Genomic DNA, 21,581 nt, shown 5'->3' with positions numbered 1-21,581 from the left:
AGAATTATTTGTTTTTTCTTGCAGGGATGTAATTTAGTTACATTAATCGTAGTGAGATTTATTACGGTTTACTATTGGTGAGAATCTATGCAGTTACATGAGTTGGTCAACACATTAGGCCAAGACCTTCAGCGTCGTTACGGCGAAAAAGTCCATAAGCTGACTTTACATGGTGGCTTTAGTTGCCCAAACCGCGACGGCACGATTGGCCGAGGTGGTTGTACATTCTGTAATGTGGCTTCGTTTGCTGACGAAGAAGTACAGATCAAAAGCATCCACGATCAACTGAAAGATCGCGCGGGAGAGATCCATCGAGCGAAGAAGTATCTGGCATATTTTCAGGCGTACACTAGTACCTATGCAGAAGTACAAGTCCTCAAAAACATGTACGAAGAAGCCCTCAAGGCTGCTGATATCGTCGGCCTTTGTGTGGGCACTCGTCCAGATTGCGTTCCTGATGCAGTATTGGATTTACTGTCTGACTATGTAAATCAAGGCTATGAGATTTGGCTAGAGCTTGGTCTTCAAACTGCCAACAATGACACCCTCAAGCGTATCAACCGTGGTCATGATTTTGAGTGCTATGCAGAAATCACCAAACGCGCTCGTGCTTTGGGTATTAAAGTTTGTACCCATCTGATCGTTGGTTTGCCGAAAGAAACTCGCGACGACAACATTGAAACGATGCGTAAAGTACTCGAAGTTGGCACTGATGGCATTAAGCTGCACGGCTTGCACATTGTCGAAGGTAGCACCATGGCAAAAGCATGGCGTGCCGGAAGGTTAGAAGCGCCAGAGTTAGAAACTTACGTCGCAACTGCCAGTGAATTGATCCGCATGACACCAAAAGAGGTGATCTACCACCGTGTTTCTTCTGCTGCGCGTCGTCCAACCTTATTATCGCCATTATGGTGTGAGAACCGCTGGTTGGCGATGACTGAAATTGGTCGTGCATTAGATAAAGATGGCGCACAAGGTAGCTTAACCGGCGATGCTTTCATCTATAGCAAACCAGAATTAAAAGCGGAATGATCGATTAAGAACTGTTATATTTCTTCCGATTTGCTTTAAAGGTCGGAAAAATGGATCAGTTACTCAATTGGCTCTGGGATGGGCAGGGCGACTACGGATTTGTGGTCCTGCTCTCTGTGGTATGCGTAATCGCCGTCACGCTGATCTATATACGCTTCCAGTCCGGCTTGAAACAGCTGGTTACTGACTCTCCTTATCCCGTACTAGTGATCGATGCTAGTCACGGACAGTTATTGCTTTCTAATGACTCAGCCATGCAATTACTTGGCATTCGTTCATTAGGTTCTGGCTTTCTTTATCCTGCTTCCTTTCATACTGAAGAACTGGTAACACTACTTGATAGCTTTTCTAGTCGACACTTCCGTCAACAGTTGTTCGGCTGGCGATTGTCCGAGACAGAGAGCATCAAAGTTGAGTTGTCGGGTCGAAAGAGTTTGCTTCGCGGTCACCGAGTTTGGATTGTGTATGCTCAGCCACATCAAGTCACTCATACTGAACAACAACAAGAGCTTGAGCAGCTTAGTATCGCTCGTTCTGCTATCGACTCTCTGTCTGAATTGATCTGTTTGCAAGATCAACAAGGTAAAGTATTAACGACTAACCGCGCATTTGATCTGTTTTGGGAAGGGCGCAGAGAAGAGGCGTGTACGTCAAAAGCTCGCCCAATCGCGACTCGTAAAAGTGAACGCCGTTGGACAACCGATCCTCAAGGTCGAAGTTGCTTGCTTGAAGTGAACCAAAGCTCGCTGGTTTCGCAAGCCGGTGAGATGATCGGCACGCTATCCATCAGTCATGACGTGACGGAATGGCACAAGATGCAACAAAACCTTCGTGATGAAATGGAGCGTCGTAAAGACACCGAAGTAGCGTTGGCTCAGCGTGATACGATCTTACAAACGATTCTAGACGCGAGTCCTGATTCCATTGGTATCTTCAACGAAAACATGGTTTATCAAGCTTGTAATAAACCATTCGTTAATGCTCTCGGGATTCCTGATGTGAGTGACCTTATTGGTAAGCGCCTACAAGACGTTATCCCTGAAGATATCTACATCCGCTTAGAAGCAAGTGATTTGCAAGCTTTGAAGCAAACTCAGCCTATACGCTACATCGATAAAGTGAGCAGCAGCGATGGCTATTACACGTGGTTTGATGTGGTGAAATCGCCGTTCAAAGATAAAGCGTCCGGCACTAATGGCGTGTTGATCATGGCTCGTGATATCTCTGAGCGTTATCTTGCTGAGCAGAAGCTCGAAGAGGCGAACCTTGAGCTAGAGAAACTGAGCTTCTCTGACAGTCTTACCAAAGTGGCTAACCGTCGTCGTTTTGATGAGCAGCTTCATACCCTTTGGTATCACCACATTCGTGAGAAGTTACCACTGACAATCATGTTGTGTGATATCGATTTCTTCAAAGATTACAACGACTGTTATGGTCACCAACAAGGTGATGAAGCCCTCGTCAAAGTGGCTGCGGTATTCCAACAAGTGGTGAGTCGATCTTCCGATTGTGTGGCTCGATACGGCGGAGAAGAGTTTGCATTTATCCTGCCAAATACAACAACTGAGGGGGCGCATAAAGTCGCCCAGCGTATTCACGAGCAAATCCACGAGTTGGCAATTGAGCATGGTTGTTCGAATGTTTCAAATCGACTGACGGTCAGTATTGGCTTCGTTTCTTATGTCCCTCATCACGGTGATGAACCTGAAATGGGTGTCGCCATGGCTGACAGCGCGCTTTACCAAGCGAAGGCAGATGGTCGAGATCGAACCCATCTTCACCCAAGTTCTTACTAACGCTTTGTGACCGCTTGCTCTAAGTTGAGAGCAGGCGGTTTAAATCACCGTATTAAACACGCTAAACTGCAACTACATAGTATGAGGCGTTGAAGAGCCCTGAAGCATCGCTATTTCATCTGTGTGTATTTCAAACATTTAAACCGTAGAGACACCGTTTCTTTGCGGTTTTACTTTTCCAATCATCAGGGCTCGGTATCTAGCTTGTTCCATGGAGTAGTGAATGAAGCCCATGAAAAATCTCGCCCAGTATTACGTTGACCTTTTGGTTAAGCTGGGGATTGTCCGTTTCTCGATATTACTGGCGCTTGCGCTGGTCGCTTTAGCTGTCGTGGTGCAAGTGGGTATTACCCTCGCGCTCAAAGGCAATGTCGATGACATCGATATCGTTCGTTCGGTGTTCTTTGGTCTTCTCATCACGCCGTGGGCCGTTTACTTCTTATCAGTGGTTGTCGATCAACTAGAAGAATCACGTCAAAGGTTGACGAAACTTGTCTCCAAACTGAAAGACATGCGCTCGCGTGACCAAGAGCTGAACTTTCAACTGCAGCAGAACATTGAAAAGCTCAACCAAGAGATTGAAGAGCGTATTAAAGCGGAAGAGGCTCGCGAAGAAGCGATGCAAGACCTCGAGAATGAAGTTTTTCAACGTGAACGCACTCAGCTTGAGCTTGCCGAGCGTACCGCACTATTACGTTCTTTCATTGATGCCTCTCCAGACTTGATTTACTACCGTAACGCTGATGGTGTTTTCTCTGGCTGTAACCGTGCAATGGAAGAGCTAACTGGCAAGAAAGAGCACCAGTTAGTCGGCTTGAGCCCATGGGATGTCTACAGTAAAGAAGTGGCTGAACATATCGTCGATACCGACCAAAAAGTCTTTGCCGACAATCAAGCGATTACTTACGAGCAATGGCTGGAATACCCAGATGGACGTAAGCATTACTTTGAACTGCGCAAGGTACCGTTTTACAGCAAAGATGGCCGCCACCTTGGTCTAGTGGGCTTTGGTCGTGATATCACTGAGCGTAAACGCCATGAAGAGTCCCTAGAAAAAGCCAGCCGAGATAAAACTACGTTTATTTCTACAATCAGTCATGAGCTTCGTACGCCATTAAACGGCATCGTTGGTCTGAGCCGTATGTTGCTTGATAGCCAACTGACGGACGAGCAGCGCAAGCACATGCAAACCATCAACGTCAGTGCCATTACTTTGGGCAACATCTTCAACGACATCATCGACATGGACAAATTCGACCGTCGTAAATTGGAGCTGTTGCCTGCGCCGTTGAACTTTGAAGACTTCGTCGCTGAAATCGAAAGCATCTCAGCACTGATGGCAGAGCAAAAAGGGCTGCGCTTTGACCTGGAGCGTTTAAGTTCATTGCCTAAAGCGATTGAAGTGGATGCCACACGTCTGCGTCAGGTCATTTGGAACCTCGTTAGTAACGCCATGAAGTTCACTAAAGAAGGTGGCGTAGTGATGACGGTGAGCGCAGATGTAGAAGACGACTACGCGACCATCATTATGGAAGTGGAAGATACTGGCATCGGTATTCCAGATGAAGAGTTGGATAAGATCTTCGCTATGTACTATCAAGTGAAATCTGGCAAAGATAACCTGCATGCGGTAGGTACTGGTATTGGTTTGGCAGTTTCTAAGCAGCTGATCAACATGATGGACGGTGACATTACCGTAGCGAGTGAAGAAGGCTTTGGCAGTACCTTCACCGTGTCCATTCACGTCCCAATTGTTGAGCTCGCAGAGCCCGTTGTTGATGCAAAACGCGATAACGTGCGCCTGAATATCTTTATGGTGGAAGACATTGAGTTGAATGTCACCGTTGCTAAGTCACTACTTGAGAGTTTGGGGCATACCGTGACCGTTGCAATGACAGGCCAAGAGGCGCTAGTGAACTTTGTGCCGGATGAGTATGATTTAGCACTGCTTGATATTCAATTGCCTGACATGACGGGTTTTGATGTCGCCAAGTACTATCGTGAGCACTACGACAATCTGCCGCCGCTGGTGGCACTCACTGCTAATGTGATGAAAGATCGTCGCGAGTATCTAGATAATGGTATGGACGATGCCATCAGCAAACCGCTTGCGGTTCAGGCAATGCAGGCAGTGATTGATAAGTTCTTCGTTAATCGTATTGAAAGCCAAGAAGAAGTCGTTATCGAGCCTGAAGTGGTTGAGGATGTTACACCGACCCCATCACCAGTGCTCAATACGCATTTGCTCGATTTAGATATGCTCGAATCTTACGTGGATATCGTTGGTGTGAAGCCTGTTTACGATAGCATCAAAATGTTTGAAGACATGATGCCAGATTACATTGAAGTGCTTGATTCAAATATGACGGCCAAAGACCAAGATGGCATTGTCTCTGAAGCACACAAAATCAAAGGTGCGGCAGGCTCAATAGGCCTTAAACACATTCAAAGCGTTGCACAGAAAGCGCAGTCTCCAGATATGCCTGCATGGTGGGAGAACATATCAGATTGGGTAGAAGAAATTAAAAACGAGTATCAAAACGATATACAAGTATTAAAAAGTTGGTTGGAACAGAGGAAATAACATGAAGAAATTTGCATCGGCAGCATTGGCAATTGCACTACTGGCAGGTTGTAGCTCTGCTCCTCAAGTGGACTGGCAAGAAGACAGTCAAATCACCATGAACAAGATGAATGTTGAGTTGAAAAGCAACTTATGGGTAAACCTGATGCCAACCATTGGTGAAGTTCAAGAGCAGAATGTGCATGGCGCATTGTACTTGAAGGCCGATAAAGAACTTCCAGCAAACTTGACCGTTGATTCGCTTATCGTTAAGCAGGGTGACTCTGAATGGGAAATCGATGGAGACTTGCTAGAGCTGCGCACGCACAGTGAAAATCAGTGGGAAGTGGCATTCGTATGGCAAATTGAAGCGGATATGGAAAAGCGCATTGATTTAGCACTGCTGCTCGATGATGCAGGAAAGAAAGGCTGGTTAGTCGAAAAAGGCGTCCGAATCGACAAGGTGTACTAATCGCTAGGTTTGTACTAATTACGGTTTTTGTATTATTTGCTCGTTTACAGATAGAAAAAGGGCTTGCTCATGGAGCAAGCCCTTATTGTTTTTTACTGAGGCAGATTAGTCTTCTAGATCGCCACAGAAGCGGTAGCCTTCACCGTGAATTGTCGCGATGATTTCTGGTGTACCTGATACTGATTCAAAGTGCTTACGAATACGACGGATAGTTACGTCTACAGTACGGTCGTGTGGCTTAAGCTCACGGCCAGTCATCTTCTTAAGAAGATCAGCACGAGTTTGAATCTTACCTGGGTTCTCACAGAAGTGCAGTAGAGCACGGAACTCAGAACGAGGCAGTTTGTAGCTATCACCAGCTGGGCTCACTAGCGAGCGGCTGTTGATGTCTAGCACCCAACCGTTGAACTCGTATTTTTCTACCGAGCGTTTCTCTTCCTGTACAGCGTTAGTGCTCATAGAGCGGCTTAGCAGGTTGCGCGCACGGATAGTCAGTTCACGTGGGTTAAATGGTTTAGTGATGTAGTCATCAGCACCAATTTCAAGACCTAGGATCTTGTCTACTTCATTGTCACGACCAGTTAGGAACATCAGAGCGATGTTCGCTTGCTCGCGAAGTTCACGTGCTAGAAGGAGACCATTCTTGCCTGGAAGATTAATGTCCATAATAACCAAGTTGATTGAATTTTCAGACAACACTTGGTGCATCTCTTCACCGTCACTGGCTTCAAAAACAGCGTATCCCTCTGCTTCAAAAATACTCTTAAGAGTGTTACGAGTTACTTGCTCATCTTCAACGATAAGAATCTGCGGGGTTTGCATTGGCGGTACCTAAATTTGTGACAAAATTGTGCTAATAGAATAAATTCTAGGCAAAAATATAACATACAGGTAATGTGATTTTGATAATAAATCAAGTTGATCAAAAAAACACTTCTTTCAGTTATCCGCCCTCCTTGGAATTTTGCCAACTCACCAGTATCCAATGGCGACGTTTATTCTATAGGGCTTGTTTACCTTTCAATTCCAGTATTTATGGGGCCTGAAACGTAAACACCCTAAGATATGGAGCGGATTTTATATTGTTAACAGCATGCTAACAATGCTCAAATGTTAATTCCATTCAGTTTGTTGATTTACATCAATTGATGAAATGTAACTGTTATTAATCGTTTAAGAGTTATGATAGAAAAAAGTAATACGAACATAGACGCATCGTTATGGAATGCTTATTCAAAGTCTTTCTTCCGTTTTCATGCTGAATGGCAGGTTACCAGCTACGCAGTGATAACTGCTTGGAACCCTTACAGTAATTTGCGGTCAAAAGAAGAGAATTGCATAAGTAATCATAAGCTCGAGAAACAATTAAACCACGTAAAGTACGTGCCTGTCACGGTAGGCGATCAGGCATTTGAGTGGTTGGAAGAAAGTTACGCTGCGGAGTTAACCTCACAAGCGGCGGTGGAGTTGGCCAATAAGTTCCAGCAGAACGCGATTTACTACGTTATTGATGACGAACTTTATTTGATTGCTTGTTCCGCTCCTGAGGTGATGCACAAGCTAGGGTCGATAACACAGCGACTCGTATAGAAGGATACTACTCACCTGAGCGTTGGTTCGGATGAGACAATTCACGGAGGAACTATGAGAGACATAACACCAGACATTTGTGACCAATTTGAGGACCAAGTTACCCTGCTGAGCTTGCCATTGCAGAACTTTGGTCAACGCAGTGCCTTTCACGGCGAAATTGTCACTGTGCGCTGCTACCACGATAATTCCAAAGTACGTGAAGTACTGAGTGAAGACGGCACAGGAAAAGTGCTGATCGTGGATGGACACGGCTCTTGTCAAAAAGCTTTGCTTGGCGATCAATTGGCGATTCTTGGTATCGAAAATGGATGGGAAGGGATCATCGTTTACGGTGCGGTTCGTGATGTGGCGCAGATGTCACAGATGGACATCGGTATTCAAGCATTGGGTACATGCCCGTTTAAAACTGAGAAGCGTGGCATGGGAGAAGTCAACGTGACACTGACCATGCAAAACCAGATCGTACAACCTAAGCACTATGTGTATGCGGATTGGAATGGGGTATTAACTTCGAAAGAGGCGTTGGATTTTTAGAAGCGGAAGCCTAGGCCTACTTCAAAGCCTTGTTGCCAGTCTTGATAATCCAGAGTGGCGTGAAGATCCAAGTTCTCGGTGATTTTCACGCGGCTCGATACTTCTGCGGCAAGGCTACTGTCTTCTTCACGTATGCCTTCTGTCGTTTCGCCTTTGTAAGAACGCACCGTACTTTTCACCGTCACGCGATCGTTCAAGTGATAGCTGATACCACTTAAAAAGCCGCTCTGATTCTGAGTTGGAGAGTTATTGACGCGAGCACCCACGTAAAGATCGACAGAGTCAAACAGCTCATACGCGTACCCACCATCGATATTCCAGACATCAAAGCTGTCGGTTTGGTAGTTTTCACTAGAAATGAAAAGTTTGTGTGGAGACGAGGAAGTTTTGCCCGGTAAAGGCGGAAGATCACTGGCGACAGAAATGCCAGGCACAACGAACAGTAACAGAAAAATCCATTTTTTCATGTTGACCACTCCTTGTGTCTAACTTTGTTATTAGTATGTGCGAAAAGCTTCTCACTATTAAAGCATAGAATATGAAAGCTAGCTCACTTATTTTCCTTTTAATTCGATCCTAGGAACATTGATCACAGTTAAGTGTTTGTTAATTAGCATCAGTAAAGATCGACACTTTGATCTTACGCGCAGCGTAGAGGATCAGATGAAAGATGGTTAGAAGACTCGGTTTTAAGTTAGATGAGTTGGTTGTAGAAAAAAGTCATCTTTGGTGTCATCTTGGTAAATCATTGTAATTACATTGAAATATCAATGACATTGCGTAGCATAAATCTCTGTAAGGCCGGAAAATAAACAATTTTTTGTTGACTCTGTTTACGAAACTCGGTAAACGTAGAGTTAAGCAAACACATAATTATCGTTGAATATTTATTTATGACATCTCACAGCCAAGTAGTAATGACCACAACCATTATTATTACCAACACGACCAATGTTGGGGCAGGCTGCTGAGCGAAAGAAATTCACAAAGAAGGCCTGTATCCAACAAGATACAGGCCTTTTTTTATGCTTTTTTATACAGAATTTAGACAGATTTAAGAAGATACATCGGAGGAAGGGATGCGAGTATTAAAGTTTGGCGGCTCATCATTAGCAGATGCAGATCGCTTTTTGAGAGCGGCGGATATCATCGCCAACAACGCACAACAAGAAGAAGTCGCAGTGGTACTTTCTGCACCTGGCAAAACAACTAACAAGCTGGTAGCGGTGATTGAAGGTGCGCTTCGCAATGGTGAAGCTGAACTGCAAATCAATGAGCTGGAAGCTTCTTTCAAAGCTCTGTTTGCAGATATCCAAGCTGTATTACCAAACATCGATGGTGCAGCTTTCGATAACCAAGTTAAAACCTCACTTTCTCAACTTCGCCAGTTCGTTCATGGCATCAATCTTCTTGGCATGTGCCCAAACAACGTCAATGCACGCATCATTAGTAAAGGCGAGCGCGTTTCGATTCAGCTGATGAAGGCAGTGCTTGAAGCTAAAGGCCAACCTGCGCATCTTATCGACCCAGTCGAGTATCTATACGCAAAAGGCGATCACCTAGAAGCCATGGTCGATGTTGAAGTGTCGACTCAGAACTTCCGCCAGAACCCTCTTCCTCAAGGTCACGTAAATATCATGCCTGGTTTTACCGCCGGTAACGAGAAAGGTGAATTAGTTACACTAGGCCGTAATGGTTCAGACTACTCAGCAGCGGTTCTTGCGGCGTGTCTGCGCGCAGATTGCTGTGAGATCTGGACAGACGTTGATGGCGTATACAACTGTGACCCTCGCTTAGTAGAAGATGCTCGCCTGCTTAAATCACTGAGCTACCAAGAAGCGATGGAGCTTTCTTACTTCGGTGCTTCTGTTCTGCACCCGAAAACCATCGCACCAATTGCACAATTTCATATCCCATGTCTGATCAAAAACAGCTTTAACCCACAAGGTGCGGGTACGTTGATTGGTCAAGACACCGGCGAAGATAACCTCGCTATCAAAGGCATCACGACGCTGAACGACCTAACGATGGTTAACGTGTCTGGCCCTGGTATGAAGGGTATGGTTGGCATGGCAAGCCGAGTATTTGGTGCAATGTCATCAGCAGGTGTGTCTATCGTTCTGATCACTCAATCTTCTTCTGAGTACAGCATCAGCTTCTGTATCGAAGCGCAAGACAAAGCAAAAGCACAGCAAGTATTGGCAGATGCGTTTGAACTTGAATTAAAAGACGGTCTGCTTGAGCCAGTTGAGTTTATTGATGATGTGTCTATCGTCACTTTGGTTGGTGATGGTATGCGTACTTCACGCGGTGTTGCATCTCGCTTCTTCTCATCTCTTGCTGAAGTGAACGTAAACATTGTTGCTATTGCCCAAGGCTCATCTGAGCGTGCTATCTCAGCTGTGATTCCTGAAGACAAAATCTCTGAAGCAATCAAAGCGTGTCACGAGAACCTATTCAACTCTAAGCACTTCCTAGACGTCTTCGTGGTTGGTATTGGTGGCGTTGGTGGTGAGCTGGTGGATCAGATCGAGCGTCAACAAGCGAAGCTTGCAGAGAAAGGCATCGTGATCCGCGTGTGTGGATTGGCAAACAGCAAAGGTCTTCTGCTTGATAGTGAAGGTCTGCCTCTAGAGCATTGGCGTGACCGTATGTCGGCTTCAACTGAAGAATTCAGCCTAGCGCGCCTGATTTCACTGGTGCAACGTAATCACATCATTAACCCAGTGTTAGTTGACTGTACTTCAAGTGAGAGCATTGCAAATCAATACGCTGACTTCCTAGCAGCAGGCTTCCACGTCGTAACACCAAACAAGAAAGCAAACACAGCAAGCATGGCTTACTACCATCAACTTCGCGATGTAGCACGCAGCTCTCGTCGTAAGCTGATGTACGAAACAACCGTAGGCGCAGGTCTACCAGTAATCGAAAACCTACAAAACCTAATCTCAGCGGGTGATGAGCTAGAGCGCTTCAGCGGCATTCTTTCTGGTTCTCTGTCATACATCTTCGGTAAGTTAGATGAAGGTATGAGCCTGAGTGAAGCGACAAACATCGCGAAACAAAACGGCTTTACGGAACCGGATCCTCGTGACGATCTATCGGGTATGGATGTGGCGCGTAAGCTTCTGATCCTTGCTCGTGAAGCTGGCATGTCGCTAGAACTAGAAGACGTTGTGGTTGACCAAGCTCTGCCACCAGGTTTTGACGACTCAGGCAGTGTTGAAGAGTTTATGGAGCGCTTACCAGAAGCAGACGCCTACTTTAAAGAGCTGTCAGCTAAAGCGGCAGAAGAAGGCAAAGTACTGCGCTACGTGGGTGAAATTGTCGATGGTAAATGCACAGTAAGCATTGCAGCGGTCGATGAAAACGATCCGATGTTTAAGATCAAAGATGGTGAAAACGCACTGGCTTTCTACAGCCGCTACTACCAACCAATTCCACTAGTACTGCGTGGTTACGGTGCAGGTACTGAGGTCACGGCTGCTGGCGTATTCTCGGATGTGATGCGTACTTTAGGTTGGAAGCTAGGGGTATAACGACAATGAGTTCAAGTGATATGGATGTAGTGGTTTATGCCCCAGCATCAATTGGTAATGTAAGCGTAGGTTTCGACGTTCTGGGGGCGGCGGTGTCTCCAGTCGATGGCACACTATTGGGTGACCGAGTATTGGTTAAGTCTGGGGCTGAGCCGTTCAGCCTAAAGACGGCGGGTGATTTTGTTGAGAAGCTGCCAACCGAGCCGAAAGAGAACATCGTTTACGACTGTTGGGTGGTGTTTGCTCGTGAGCTAGACAAAAAAGGTGTTGAGCTAAAGCCACTTGAAATGACGCTAGAAAAGAACATGCCAATCGGCTCAGGATTAGGCTCAAGTGCATGTTCTATTGTTGCTGCATTAGATGCATTAAACCGATTCCATGGTCAGCCGCTTAACGAGACAGAGTTACTGGCGCTGATGGGAGAAATGGAAGGCAAGATCTCTGGTGGTATTCACTACGATAACGTCGCGCCGTGTTACCTTGGCGGTGTGCAATTGATGCTTGAAGAGCTAGGTATCATTAGCCAAGAAGTGCCTTGCTTTGACGATTGGTTCTGGGTGATGGCGTATCCGGGTATCAAAGTATCAACAGCAGAAGCGCGTGAGATCCTACCATCTCAATACCGCCGACAAGATATCATTGCGCATGGTCGTCACCTTGCGGGCTTTATTCATGCGTGTCATTCTGGTCAGCCAGAACTTGCTGCAAAAATGATCAAAGACGTGATCGCAGAACCGTATCGTGAGAAACTGCTTCCAGGCTTTGCGAATGCACGTCAATACGCAGCGTCTGCGGGTGCATTGGCAACCGGTATTTCTGGCAGTGGTCCGACACTGTTCAGTATTTGCAAAGAGAAAGATGTCGCTGAGCGAGTTGCTCGCTGGTTAGAACAGAACTACGTACAAAACGAAGAAGGATTCGTCCACGTTTGTCGTCTAGATAAACAGGGTTCGAAAGTAACAGGAAGTGAGCTATGAAGCTTTACAATATAAAAGAAAATGATGAACAAGTTTCCTTTGGCCAAGCCGTTCGCCAAGGACTAGGCCGTAACCAAGGTCTATTTTTCCCATCGGAATTACCAAAGTTTGAAGACGTCGATGCGCTGCTGGCAGAAGACTTTGTCTCTCGTAGCACGAAAATCCTATCAGCACTGATTGGCGATGAGTTGGCGGAAGAGCAGGTTAACGCATTGGTTGATGCTGCATTCCAATTCCCTGCGCCTATTAACCAAGTAAAAGACGGTGTTTACGCACTGGAGCTGTTCCATGGTCCAACGCTTGCGTTTAAAGACTTTGGTGGTCGCTTTATGGCGCAATCTCTTGCTGCGGTTTCGGACGGCGGCAAGATTACCATTCTGACGGCAACTTCTGGCGATACTGGCGCAGCCGTTGCGCACGCTTTCTACGGTATGGAAGACATCAACGTTGTGATTCTGTACCCGAAAGGCAAAATCAGCCCATTGCAAGAGAAGCTATTCTGTACGCTTGGTAAGAACATCCATACTGTCGCGATCGATGGAGACTTCGATGCGTGTCAAGCTCTGGTTAAGCAAGCTTTTGATGATTCTGCACTGCGTGAAGAGATCGGTCTTAACTCTGCAAACTCAATCAACATCAGCCGCTTGATGGCACAAATCTGTTACTACTTTGAAGCTGCCGCGCAAATGAGCAAACAAGAGCGTGAAAACCTAGTGGTATCAGTACCAAGCGGTAACTTCGGTAACCTAACTGCTGGCCTACTGGCAAAAGCACTGGGTCTGCCTATTAAGCGCTTCATCGCTGCAACGAATGCTAATGACACGGTACCGCGTTACCTACAAACGGGTAAGTGGGAGCCAAAACCAACGGTTGCAACGACATCGAACGCGATGGACGTGAGTCAACCAAACAACTGGCCTCGTATCGAAGAGTTGTGTCGTGTGAAAGAGTGGGGCTTGGAGACGCTAGGAAAAGGTGCTGTATCTGATGAGCAAAGCGCTCAGTCAGTGAAAGACTTACATGCTTTAGGTTACCTGTGTGAACCGCACGGTGCGATTGCTTACCGTGTTCTTGAAGAGCAACTGCAAGATGGTGAGACCGGTCTGTTCCTATGTACTGCACACCCTGCGAAGTTCAAAGAAGTGGTGGATGACATTCTGCAATCTGACATTGACCTTCCTGCACCGCTAGCGAAGCACGCTGCGATGGAACTGTTATCAGAAGATCTCGACGCAGACTTTGACGCATTGAAACAAGTACTGCGCCGCGTGCAGTAAGCTTCAAAAGCACAGCAAGCACCAAAACAGAAATAGCGAGAGGTGGATGAGTAATCATTCACCTTTTTTATTGCCGATAAGTTTTAACTCTCTTTATGCTTGAGAAACGAACTTAACCGAATGAGATGGAAAGAGAAGCATGCATTTTTTGATTTTTCTTGGCTCAGTGAGAGACAGCACACCACCACGACCAGCCCGTTTAGGGAGGCGAGTCAGTTTAGCGTGTGAAAAACTCATCGTGAGTCAGCATTCGCAACATACTGTCGAAATCATCGACCCATTAAACTATGACTTTGGCGATGTGTTTAAGCCCGAGTTTGCTTATCACCGCTCTAAAGTGCCGCAGCACCTAAGTGAGTTGGCAGACAAAATCAAACAGGCCGATGGGTATGTGATGGTTAGTCCGGAATACAACCATTCGATGAGCCCAGCTTTGGCAAACATGCTTAATCACTTTGGCAGTTCGCTGTTTTCCTATAAGCCAAGTGCTATCGTGACCTACTCTGCCGGGCAATGGGGTGGTGCTCGTGCTGCAGTGTCGATGCGTACTTTCTTATCCGAGTTGGGGTGCTTGCCTGTGTCGGCAATGATCCACATTCCGAAAGCACAAGAGGTATTTGATGAGCACGGTGTGGCTGCGAATGAGTCGGAGCAGGCGCAGTGGGACAGTTATATGAATCGCACCCTGCATCAACTGATTTGGTGGGCAGAAGGGGCGTCACTGCAAAGAGATAGGCTTGATCCAACCTCGTTGGCACAAGCGTTTCAGAAAGATCCTTCGCAAAGAAATGCACCTTGAAGGCGAGTTGCTTTTTACTATCGGAAGGGTTTCGAAGGATCCAGAAACAAAAAAAGCTTGGTCATTGCTGACCAAGCTTTTTAAATTCTAGCAAACTAGTTTACTGAGAGATTATAGAGACTCAGTAAAAGTACGAGCGATTACGTCACGTTGCTGTTCTGGAGTTAGCGAGTTGAAACGTACTGCGTAACCAGAAACACGGATAGTTAGCTGTGGGTAGTTCTCTGGGTGTGCAACTGCATCTTCTAGAGTTTCACGTTTAAGAACGTTCACGTTTAGGTGTTGACCACCTTCGATGCGAGGAGCTGTTTCGATTGCTACTTCGCGGCTTTCGTAGTCACCTAGGTCGCTGATTGCGATAACTTGGTCTGCTTCGTAAGTTGATGCTGCAGCAACACAACGCGCTTCGTTCTTCTCGCTATCTAGTAGCCAGATTGAGTTTAGTAGTTCGTCGTTAGCTGCTTTAGTAATTTGGATACCTTGGATCATCACTATCTCCTAGACCACTTACGTGGTGATTATTGGTGTTAATTTTCGAATTTTTGTCGAGCTAAGTATTATATAGCCAATATCCATTATTTTAATATTGATTTAAGTCAAAAAACAACCAAAAACCTTAATTTTTTGAAGGTGATTTTCTTGAGTTAAATCAATAAAACGTTTGAAAACATACTATTTACAATTTATTTGATAATATAAAAAATATTTAAAAGTTAATTTTGTTGTAAATTTACTACAAAACGAGCTCAAAAATTAACCTTGGTAACGCAACTGCCTGTATTTAGGTAGTCATCCTGAAAGTCTAAAGTGATTAAATGACAAACATGAAAAACAAGTTTGGAAACAAATTTATTGGTGCTCACGTGTCCGCGGCTGGAGGAGTCGATCAAGCGCCTCTTCGTGCTCGTGAGATTGGTGCGAATGCGTTTGCTCTGTTTACTAAGAACCAGCGTCAATGGGTTGCTAAACCACTCGAAGAAAAAACCATTAGTGCATTCAAAGCAAACTGCAAAATGCTTGGCTTCGGCGCCGAACACATTCTTCCCCATGACTCTTATCTGATTAACTTGGGGGCGCCGGAAGAAGAAAAGCTGAATAAATCCCGCGCGGCATTTATTGATGAGATGGAGCGTTGTAATCAACTTGGGTTAACGCTGCTGAATTTCCATCCTGGCAGTCATCTAAAGAAAGTGTCGGAACAAGAGTGCTTAGCGACGATCGCCGAGTCGATCAATCTTGCGCACAAAGCGGTGCCCAATGTGATCGCTGTGATTGAGAACACAGCTGGTCAGGGCACTAACTTAGGTTGGAAGTTTGAGCACCTTGCTGAAATCATCGATCAAGTGGAAAACAAAGAGCGTGTTGGCGTATGTCTCGATACTTGCCACACGTTTACCGCCGGCTACGATCTGCGTACTAAAGAGGATTGTGAGCATACCTTTGCTGAATTCGATCGTATTGTTGGGATGCACTATTTAAGAGCAATGCATCTAAATGATTCAAAAGTTGAATTCGCTAGCAAGGTTGACCGCCATCATTCATTAGGTAAAGGCGAGATCGGTTGGAGTTGTTTTGAGTACATCGCTAAAGATCCGCGCTTTGATGGTATACCTCTGATTTTAGAGACAATTGATCCCGATATTTGGCAGCAAGAAATCAATACTTTGCGCAAATTCCATATCGAAGAGATCGCTAATTCGTAACGAAACAGCGAAGTTGGCATCCTTCTTTCTTAGCTAGATACATGAGCCATTCGCGCTTGTTTTAAATGCCTGAATCCAGAGTGGTATTTAGGCGAAGCTAGTTAGGAGGATGACAGCATGTCTCGACCAGTTTCTTTGAGCCCAGTGACACACACTCGACGAGTATTACGTTTACCAACCCCAAATCGCCATATATCAGGGCAGGGGCACTATCGAACGCCGCAGCGCAATTAGCGGTACTAGTTCTAGTTATCTCAGGCTGTATTAGGTGTCGCACCGGTCAACGCAGACAGTTCGCGTATCCGTTTTTGAGAAGCCGTCTCAAGCTGGTGGTAAGTTTTTGTTTGTTTTGGTTTCGCTCGTTAGAATAGAGGGAAACTTTAGGATAGGAACCTTCCATGAATCAGTTACCCACTTGGCACGATGTAATCGGCGAAGAAAAACAGCAGAGCTACTTTGTCGACACTTTGAATTTTGTTGAAGCAGAGCGAGCGGCGGGCAAAGCTATCTATCCGCCAGCCAAAGACGTGTTTAACGCGTTTCGTTTTACCGAGTTCAATGACGTAAAGGTTGTGATTCTAGGACAAGACCCTTACCACGGCCCTAACCAAGCACATGGTTTGTGCTTCTCTGTATTACCAGGCATCAAAACCCCGCCGTCTTTGGTGAACATGTACAAAGAGCTGGCACAGGACATTGAAGGTTTCCAAATTCCTCAGCATGGCTTTTTGCAAAGTTGGGCAGAGCAAGGGGTGTTGCTACTGAATACTGTATTGACGGTAGAGCAGGGTAAAGCACACTCGCATTCGAAAACTGGCTGGGAAACGTTTACTGACCGCGTTATTGAAGCAATTAACCAGCATCAAGAAGGTGTGGTGTTCTTGTTATGGGGGTCACACGCGCAGAAAAAAGGGCGTTTTATCGACCGTAATAAACATCACGTGTTAACGGCTCCGCACCCGTCACCATTATCTGCTCACCGAGGATTCTTTGGCAGTAAGCCATTCTCACAAGCAAACCAGATTCTTGTTCAGCAAGGGAAAGAAGTGATCAATTGGCATTTGCCAATGACGGTATAAAGCCCACTTTTCCTCTTAATATAAAGAAAGAAAAAATAGTACAGCGATCGTGACACTACGATCGCTGTTTTTTTGAACACCGTCGAGTCAGGTATTGGCTTTCTCATATACACTTATTAAAAGTAGGTGTTAAGGAGAGACGCTATGATGATCGAAAGAATTCGACGCGAACACGGCTATATGGTCCGTCTGTTGGCGATACTTCGCCACAAATTGAATGAGATTAAACAAGAGCACGCTATCAACTATGCGTTGGTGAGTGAAATTGTGGATTACCTCTCTAACCATTCGGAAAAGATTCACCACCCTAAAGAAGACATTCTCTACCACTATTTTCTGGAACACTACGGTCAGCAAAAGACCATGGAAAACTTAGAGCTTGAGCATCAAGAGTTAGCGGAGAAAACTAAAGCGTTTTCGATGTTAATAGAGATGATCCTTCAGGATGCAGTTGTCCCACAAGACATGTTTATTGCACAGTTAGAAGATTTCATTGTGACCCAAAAACGCCACCTTGAGTTAGAAGAGCGCCAAATCTTACCTCTAATTGAAGAGCTCTTTACTTCTGAAGATTGGCAATACGTTGAAAGTTTATGGCATGAGAATGAAGACGACCCAGTATTTGGCAATACGATTGCCGATCGCTACAAGCAGCTCGCCGATCGAGTACGTCAGAGTGACGCTGAGTTTGTCTAAATCATAAAAATGGCGAAGTAAACGATTGCGTAGGCAGAGTTTGTTTCGTCATTTTCTTATCCAGTGGGAATCTCTGGGAAATTGTTTAGCTAATGCTATGAGTAAAAACTGAGTGAAATTCTCAACAGGTAAGAATTGGTGTTATGCCAATATAGTCAGATTCAAAATCCTCCCATTTTTTCGCTATCCATAAAAGACAAAAGGCACCTTCGAGGTGCCTTTTGTACAAATTATAGTTTGATGTCATCCAGAGTGATGTCGTTGCAGACATCGAGTTCACGCAGTTCCTTGAGTAAAGTGCGTCTGTCGTTCATTTCTTCAATTTCTCGCCACTTACGCTTCACTGGTTTCGAACGAGATTTGGTTGTTGAGGTAGTATCCAGACCAAATAGGTCATCGAGTTGAAAGCCTTCCATAAGCCACCTTTACCTTTTTCTATCTAAACTGTTATATCCAGTCCTTGTGGAGTTTTTTAAGTACCACAATAGCCGTGAGGATAACCATGATATATTTCGCATTTGTGTCGGTAACATGACATTTTCGTGCAAAAATACTCACAGAATCACATTTTGCATGCATTTAAAATGAACAAAAAATAAGCGAACGATCTCACGAAAACGATTAAATGAAGAGATTTGGTATGTTAATTCGAAGGGCTTATTTCACTCAATTTTTGAATACTAAGGTTGCATAGCATCGCTTTGATTAAAATGTATCCAATGGTAACAAACCGACACAGGAAATATTTGTCGGATACCTTGTGATTGCTAGCCTCATTAAAAATAAACGATACGTCGTTTTGTTAAGTTTGAGGGGGCTAGTTATGTTGAATTTTGATAAACAAGATGTTGCTGTTTGTGAGCGTTAAGTTTTCCTTTTATGTTAACTTTTGGTGACTTTATAGTGAAAAATAACAAGCTTATTTTACTTGTTGCATATTGATTTTTGCCTTTCGAGGCTGCATTATCCGCCCGTCAAAAAATACGCTGGTACGTAAAATGGATGCATGAAGCGACATTTACGATTCTAGATTGCACAATAAACATTACTCAAAAAGCTAAGCACACTTTGACACTTAGCAGGCAATCTGGTGGATGGCTCGGAAGCAAAGACCGGCGCAACTCACTTTGAGGTACACATGACAGACTTAATCAATTTGATGAACGATCTCCTTTGGGGTTCGATTCTGGTTTATCTTCTTGTTGGTGTAGGAATCTACTTCACCGTTCGATTGGGTTTCATCCAATTCCGTCACTTCGGTCACATGTTCTCTGTTCTTAAGAACAGCCGTAAAGCAGACAAAGCTGGTATTTCTTCTTTCCAAGCGCTTTGTACTAGTCTTGCTGCACGTGTAGGTACCGGTAACATGGCGGGTGTTGCAGTTGCATTGACTGCGGGTGGCCCTGGTGCAATCTTCTGGATGTGGTTGATTGCAATGCTTGGTATGGCGACGTCGTTTGCAGAAAGTACGCTAGCGCAGCTATACAAAACCAAAGATGATGATGGCAACTACCGTGGTGGTCCTGCTTACTACATGGAAAAAGGTTTGGGCATGCGCTGGATGGGCGTGCTGTTCTCGGTTTTCCTAATCATCGCTTTTGGTTTGGTATTCAACGCCGTTCAAGCAAACTCAATTGCAAACGCAATGAGCACTGCATTTGGTTGGGATGATCTTTACGTTGGTATCGCAGTTGTTGCGCTATCAGCAGTGGTTATCTTTGGCGGTATCAAGCGTATTGCGAAAGTAGCAGAGCTGATTGTTCCTGTGATGGCACTTGCTTACCTAGTGCTAGCACTGTTCGTTATGTTCTCTAACCTAGACAAACTTCCTGACGTACTGATGCTTATCTTCAAGAGCGCATTTGGTCTGCAAGAAGCAGCGGCTGGTGGTCTTGGTTACGCCATCGCACAGGCGATGATCAACGGTATCAAACGCGGCCTATTCTCGAACGAAGCGGGTATGGGTTCTGCGCCAAACGCGGCGGCATCAGCAACGCCTTACCCACCACACCCAGCATCTCAAGGTTATGTTCAGATGCTAGGCGTGTTCATGGATACTATTGTTATCTGTTCGGCGACTGTGGCTATCATCCTGATGTCAGGTGAATATGTAGGCCAAGCAACGGAAGTGACAGGTATCGAGCTAACTCAGCGCGCATTGAGCTCGCAAGTCGGCGATTGGGGCGGCATCTTTGTTGCTGTAGCAATCTTCTTCTTCGCGTTTACTTCTATCATTGCAAACTACTCGTACGCAGAAACGAACTTAATCTTCCTAGAGCACAACCACAAAGCGGGTCTAGGTATCTTCCGTATCGTTGTACTAGGTATGGTTATGTTTGGTGCGCTGGCTTCTCTACCAGTGGTTTGGTCATTGGCCGATGTTTCTATGGGTCTGATGGCGATTGTGAACTTGGTGGCGATTATCTTGCTATCAGGCATCGTGATTAAGTTGGCGAAAGACTACAACCGTCAGCTAAGCGAAGGCAAAGTACCAACGTTTGATCCGAATGATTTCCCTGAGCTGAAATCTCAGCTAGAGGAAGGTATCTGGGACAACAACAAGAAAGATAGCTAAGTCATGTCCAATCATCGTTGAAAGCTATCAACACGATTCAAAAAGCCATGCAGACAATGCATGGCTTTTTTTGTACCCTAATGGAAAACAAAATTAGGGAAGTTAAAGTCATGCTTATCGTCGTTTCTCCAGCTAAAACGCTTGATTACGAGTCTCCACTTGCAACCGAGAAGTTTACTCAACCAGACTTGGTTAGCTATTCAAAAGAGCTGATCGAGGTATGCCGTAAATTAACACCTGCCGATGTTTCATCACTGATGAAAGTGAGCGACAAAATCGCTGATTTGAACGTTGGTCGTTTCCAAGAGTGGAGTGAAACCTTCACTACCGATAACGCGCGCCAAGCGATTCTTGCGTTTAAAGGTGATGTGTACACTGGTCTTGAAGCGGAAACTCTTTCAGATGCAGATTTCGATTACGCGCAAGATCATCTACGAATGCTGTCTGGCCTTTACGGTCTGCTTAAGCCGCTTGATTTGATGCAGCCATACCGTCTTGAGATGGGCACTAAGCTAGCGAACGAAAAGGGCACTAACCTTTACCAGTTCTGGGGCAATGTCATTACCGATAAGCTGAATGAAGCGATTGCTGCGCAAGGCGACAACGTACTGATCAACCTAGCATCGAACGAATACTTCAAAGCGGTGAAGCCAAAGAACTTGGATGCACAAGTGATCACACCAATCTTCAAAGATTGTAAGAATGGTCAATACAAGGTGATCAGCTTTTACGCGAAGAAAGCGCGCGGCATGATGGCTCGCTACATCATCGAAAACCGTATCGAAAGCGTTGCTGACCTCACTAAGTTTGATGTTGCGGGTTACTACTTCGTTGAAGAAGAGTCGACACCAACAGACTTAGTCTTTAAACGCGAAGAGCAAAAATAATTTAAGAGCGATTTTTGCTGTTAGCTTCAATCAACAGAAATGAAAAAGGGTTGGCATTG

General features: G+C 45.2%; 19 protein-coding genes and 1 other annotated feature. Of the genes, 15 read left to right on the top strand and 4 right to left on the bottom strand.

Translation table 11 applies throughout. From position 1 onward, the window contains the following. Positions 1–87: 87 nt before the first annotated feature. The 4 genes from QTO06_RS07695 to QTO06_RS07680 all read left to right on the top strand — a co-directional run bounded on the left by QTO06_RS07695 (position 88) and on the right by QTO06_RS07680 (position 5,863). Positions 88–1,032 carry a TIGR01212 family radical SAM protein gene (locus QTO06_RS07695; protein WP_005436190.1) on the top strand — a complete coding sequence of 315 codons (945 nt, stop codon included), beginning with the start codon at positions 88–90 and terminating at the stop codon, positions 1,030–1,032. Between the two features lie 50 nt (positions 1,033–1,082). After that, a complete protein-coding gene (locus tag QTO06_RS07690; RefSeq protein WP_258492663.1) occupies positions 1,083–2,828 on the top strand; it encodes a sensor domain-containing diguanylate cyclase in 1,746 nt (581 codons plus the stop codon). Between the two features lie 223 nt (positions 2,829–3,051). Further along, positions 3,052–5,412 carry an aerobic respiration two-component sensor histidine kinase ArcB gene (gene arcB, locus QTO06_RS07685; RefSeq protein ID WP_331407343.1) on the top strand — a complete coding sequence of 787 codons (2,361 nt, stop codon included), beginning with the start codon at positions 3,052–3,054 and terminating at the stop codon, positions 5,410–5,412. A 1-nt stretch (position 5,413) separates the two neighbouring features. Then, positions 5,414–5,863 carry a hypothetical protein gene (locus QTO06_RS07680; protein WP_331407342.1) on the top strand — a complete coding sequence of 150 codons (450 nt, stop codon included), beginning with the start codon at positions 5,414–5,416 and terminating at the stop codon, positions 5,861–5,863. Positions 5,864–5,968: 105 nt separating this feature from the next. Here QTO06_RS07680 and arcA read toward each other — a convergent pair whose 3' ends face one another. Next, positions 5,969–6,685: a two-component system response regulator ArcA gene (gene arcA, locus QTO06_RS07675; protein WP_005436194.1), complete on the bottom strand. Its 717-nt coding sequence runs from the start codon at positions 6,683–6,685 to the stop codon at positions 5,969–5,971. Between the two features lie 360 nt (positions 6,686–7,045). Here arcA and QTO06_RS07670 point away from each other — a divergent pair, with 360 nt between their 5' ends. Both QTO06_RS07670 and QTO06_RS07665 read left to right on the top strand, forming a co-directional pair. Beyond that, positions 7,046–7,453, top strand: a complete 408-nt coding sequence (locus tag QTO06_RS07670) for a DUF3293 domain-containing protein (RefSeq protein WP_331407341.1) — start codon at positions 7,046–7,048, stop codon at positions 7,451–7,453. Positions 7,454–7,507: 54 nt separating this feature from the next. Next, a complete protein-coding gene (locus QTO06_RS07665; RefSeq protein WP_005426466.1) occupies positions 7,508–7,990 on the top strand; it encodes a putative 4-hydroxy-4-methyl-2-oxoglutarate aldolase in 483 nt (160 codons plus the stop codon). Here the strand turns inward: QTO06_RS07665 and QTO06_RS07660 are convergent. Beyond that, the gene (locus tag QTO06_RS07660; RefSeq protein ID WP_005426464.1) at positions 7,987–8,457 is read right to left on the bottom strand and encodes a hypothetical protein; all 471 of its coding nucleotides are present in this window, start codon (positions 8,455–8,457) and stop codon (positions 7,987–7,989) included. The genes QTO06_RS07665 and QTO06_RS07660 overlap by 4 nt on opposite strands. A 442-nt stretch (positions 8,458–8,899) precedes the next feature. Further along, positions 8,900–9,016: a sequence feature (Thr leader region), on the top strand. 53 nt (positions 9,017–9,069) lie between these two features. Between QTO06_RS07660 and thrA the strand changes: the two genes are divergently transcribed. From thrA to QTO06_RS07640, 4 genes are all read left to right on the top strand, one after another. Continuing rightward, positions 9,070–11,529: a bifunctional aspartate kinase/homoserine dehydrogenase I gene (gene thrA, locus QTO06_RS07655; RefSeq protein WP_331407340.1), complete on the top strand. Its 2,460-nt coding sequence runs from the start codon at positions 9,070–9,072 to the stop codon at positions 11,527–11,529. Positions 11,530–11,549: 20 nt separating this feature from the next. Then, a complete protein-coding gene (gene thrB, locus QTO06_RS07650) occupies positions 11,550–12,506 on the top strand; it encodes a homoserine kinase (RefSeq protein WP_005447861.1) in 957 nt (318 codons plus the stop codon). Next, on the top strand, positions 12,503–13,783 hold the full coding sequence (gene thrC, locus QTO06_RS07645; RefSeq protein WP_009702444.1) for a threonine synthase: 1,281 nt from the start codon (positions 12,503–12,505) through the stop codon (positions 13,781–13,783). Before thrB ends, thrC begins: the two co-directional genes overlap by 4 nt. A 139-nt stretch (positions 13,784–13,922) precedes the next feature. Then, a complete protein-coding gene (locus tag QTO06_RS07640; RefSeq protein ID WP_331407339.1) occupies positions 13,923–14,582 on the top strand; it encodes an NADPH-dependent FMN reductase in 660 nt (219 codons plus the stop codon). A gap of 111 nt (positions 14,583–14,693) precedes the next feature. Here the strand turns inward: QTO06_RS07640 and grcA are convergent, their stop codons facing one another. Then, positions 14,694–15,071, bottom strand: a complete 378-nt coding sequence (grcA, locus tag QTO06_RS07635; protein WP_005426458.1) for an autonomous glycyl radical cofactor GrcA — start codon at positions 15,069–15,071, stop codon at positions 14,694–14,696. A gap of 326 nt (positions 15,072–15,397) precedes the next feature. On the opposite strand from grcA, the gene nfo reads away from it, so the two are divergent. The 3 genes from nfo (at position 15,398) to QTO06_RS07620 (ending at position 18,060) form a co-directional block, all read left to right on the top strand. After that, positions 15,398–16,285, top strand: coding sequence for a deoxyribonuclease IV (gene nfo, locus QTO06_RS07630; RefSeq protein ID WP_331407338.1), 888 nt, complete (start codon positions 15,398–15,400; stop codon positions 16,283–16,285). A 398-nt stretch (positions 16,286–16,683) separates the two neighbouring features. Then, a complete protein-coding gene (gene ung, locus QTO06_RS07625) occupies positions 16,684–17,364 on the top strand; it encodes a uracil-DNA glycosylase (protein WP_012127020.1) in 681 nt (226 codons plus the stop codon). A 144-nt stretch (positions 17,365–17,508) separates the two neighbouring features. Continuing rightward, the gene (locus QTO06_RS07620; protein WP_043882983.1) at positions 17,509–18,060 is read left to right on the top strand and encodes a hemerythrin domain-containing protein; all 552 of its coding nucleotides are present in this window, start codon (positions 17,509–17,511) and stop codon (positions 18,058–18,060) included. Positions 18,061–18,290: 230 nt separating this feature from the next. Here QTO06_RS07620 and QTO06_RS07615 read toward each other — a convergent pair whose 3' ends face one another. Beyond that, entirely contained in the window at positions 18,291–18,476 is a 186-nt protein-coding gene (locus QTO06_RS07615; RefSeq protein WP_005426455.1) for a DUF3545 family protein, read from the bottom strand. A 722-nt stretch (positions 18,477–19,198) separates the two neighbouring features. Here QTO06_RS07615 and QTO06_RS07610 point away from each other — a divergent pair. Beyond that, positions 19,199–20,635: an alanine/glycine:cation symporter family protein gene (locus tag QTO06_RS07610; RefSeq protein WP_038889001.1), complete on the top strand. Its 1,437-nt coding sequence runs from the start codon at positions 19,199–19,201 to the stop codon at positions 20,633–20,635. A 110-nt stretch (positions 20,636–20,745) separates the two neighbouring features. Continuing rightward, on the top strand, positions 20,746–21,522 hold the full coding sequence (yaaA, locus tag QTO06_RS07605; RefSeq protein WP_331407337.1) for a peroxide stress protein YaaA: 777 nt from the start codon (positions 20,746–20,748) through the stop codon (positions 21,520–21,522). The last annotated feature ends 59 nt before the right edge of the window (positions 21,523–21,581 follow it).

This window comes from Vibrio sp. M260121 (assembly GCF_036533715.1).
GTDB lineage: Bacteria > Pseudomonadota > Gammaproteobacteria > Enterobacterales > Vibrionaceae > Vibrio.
The sequence above is the reverse complement of the archived record's forward strand: the minus strand, read 5'-3'. Positions and strand labels throughout refer to the sequence as shown.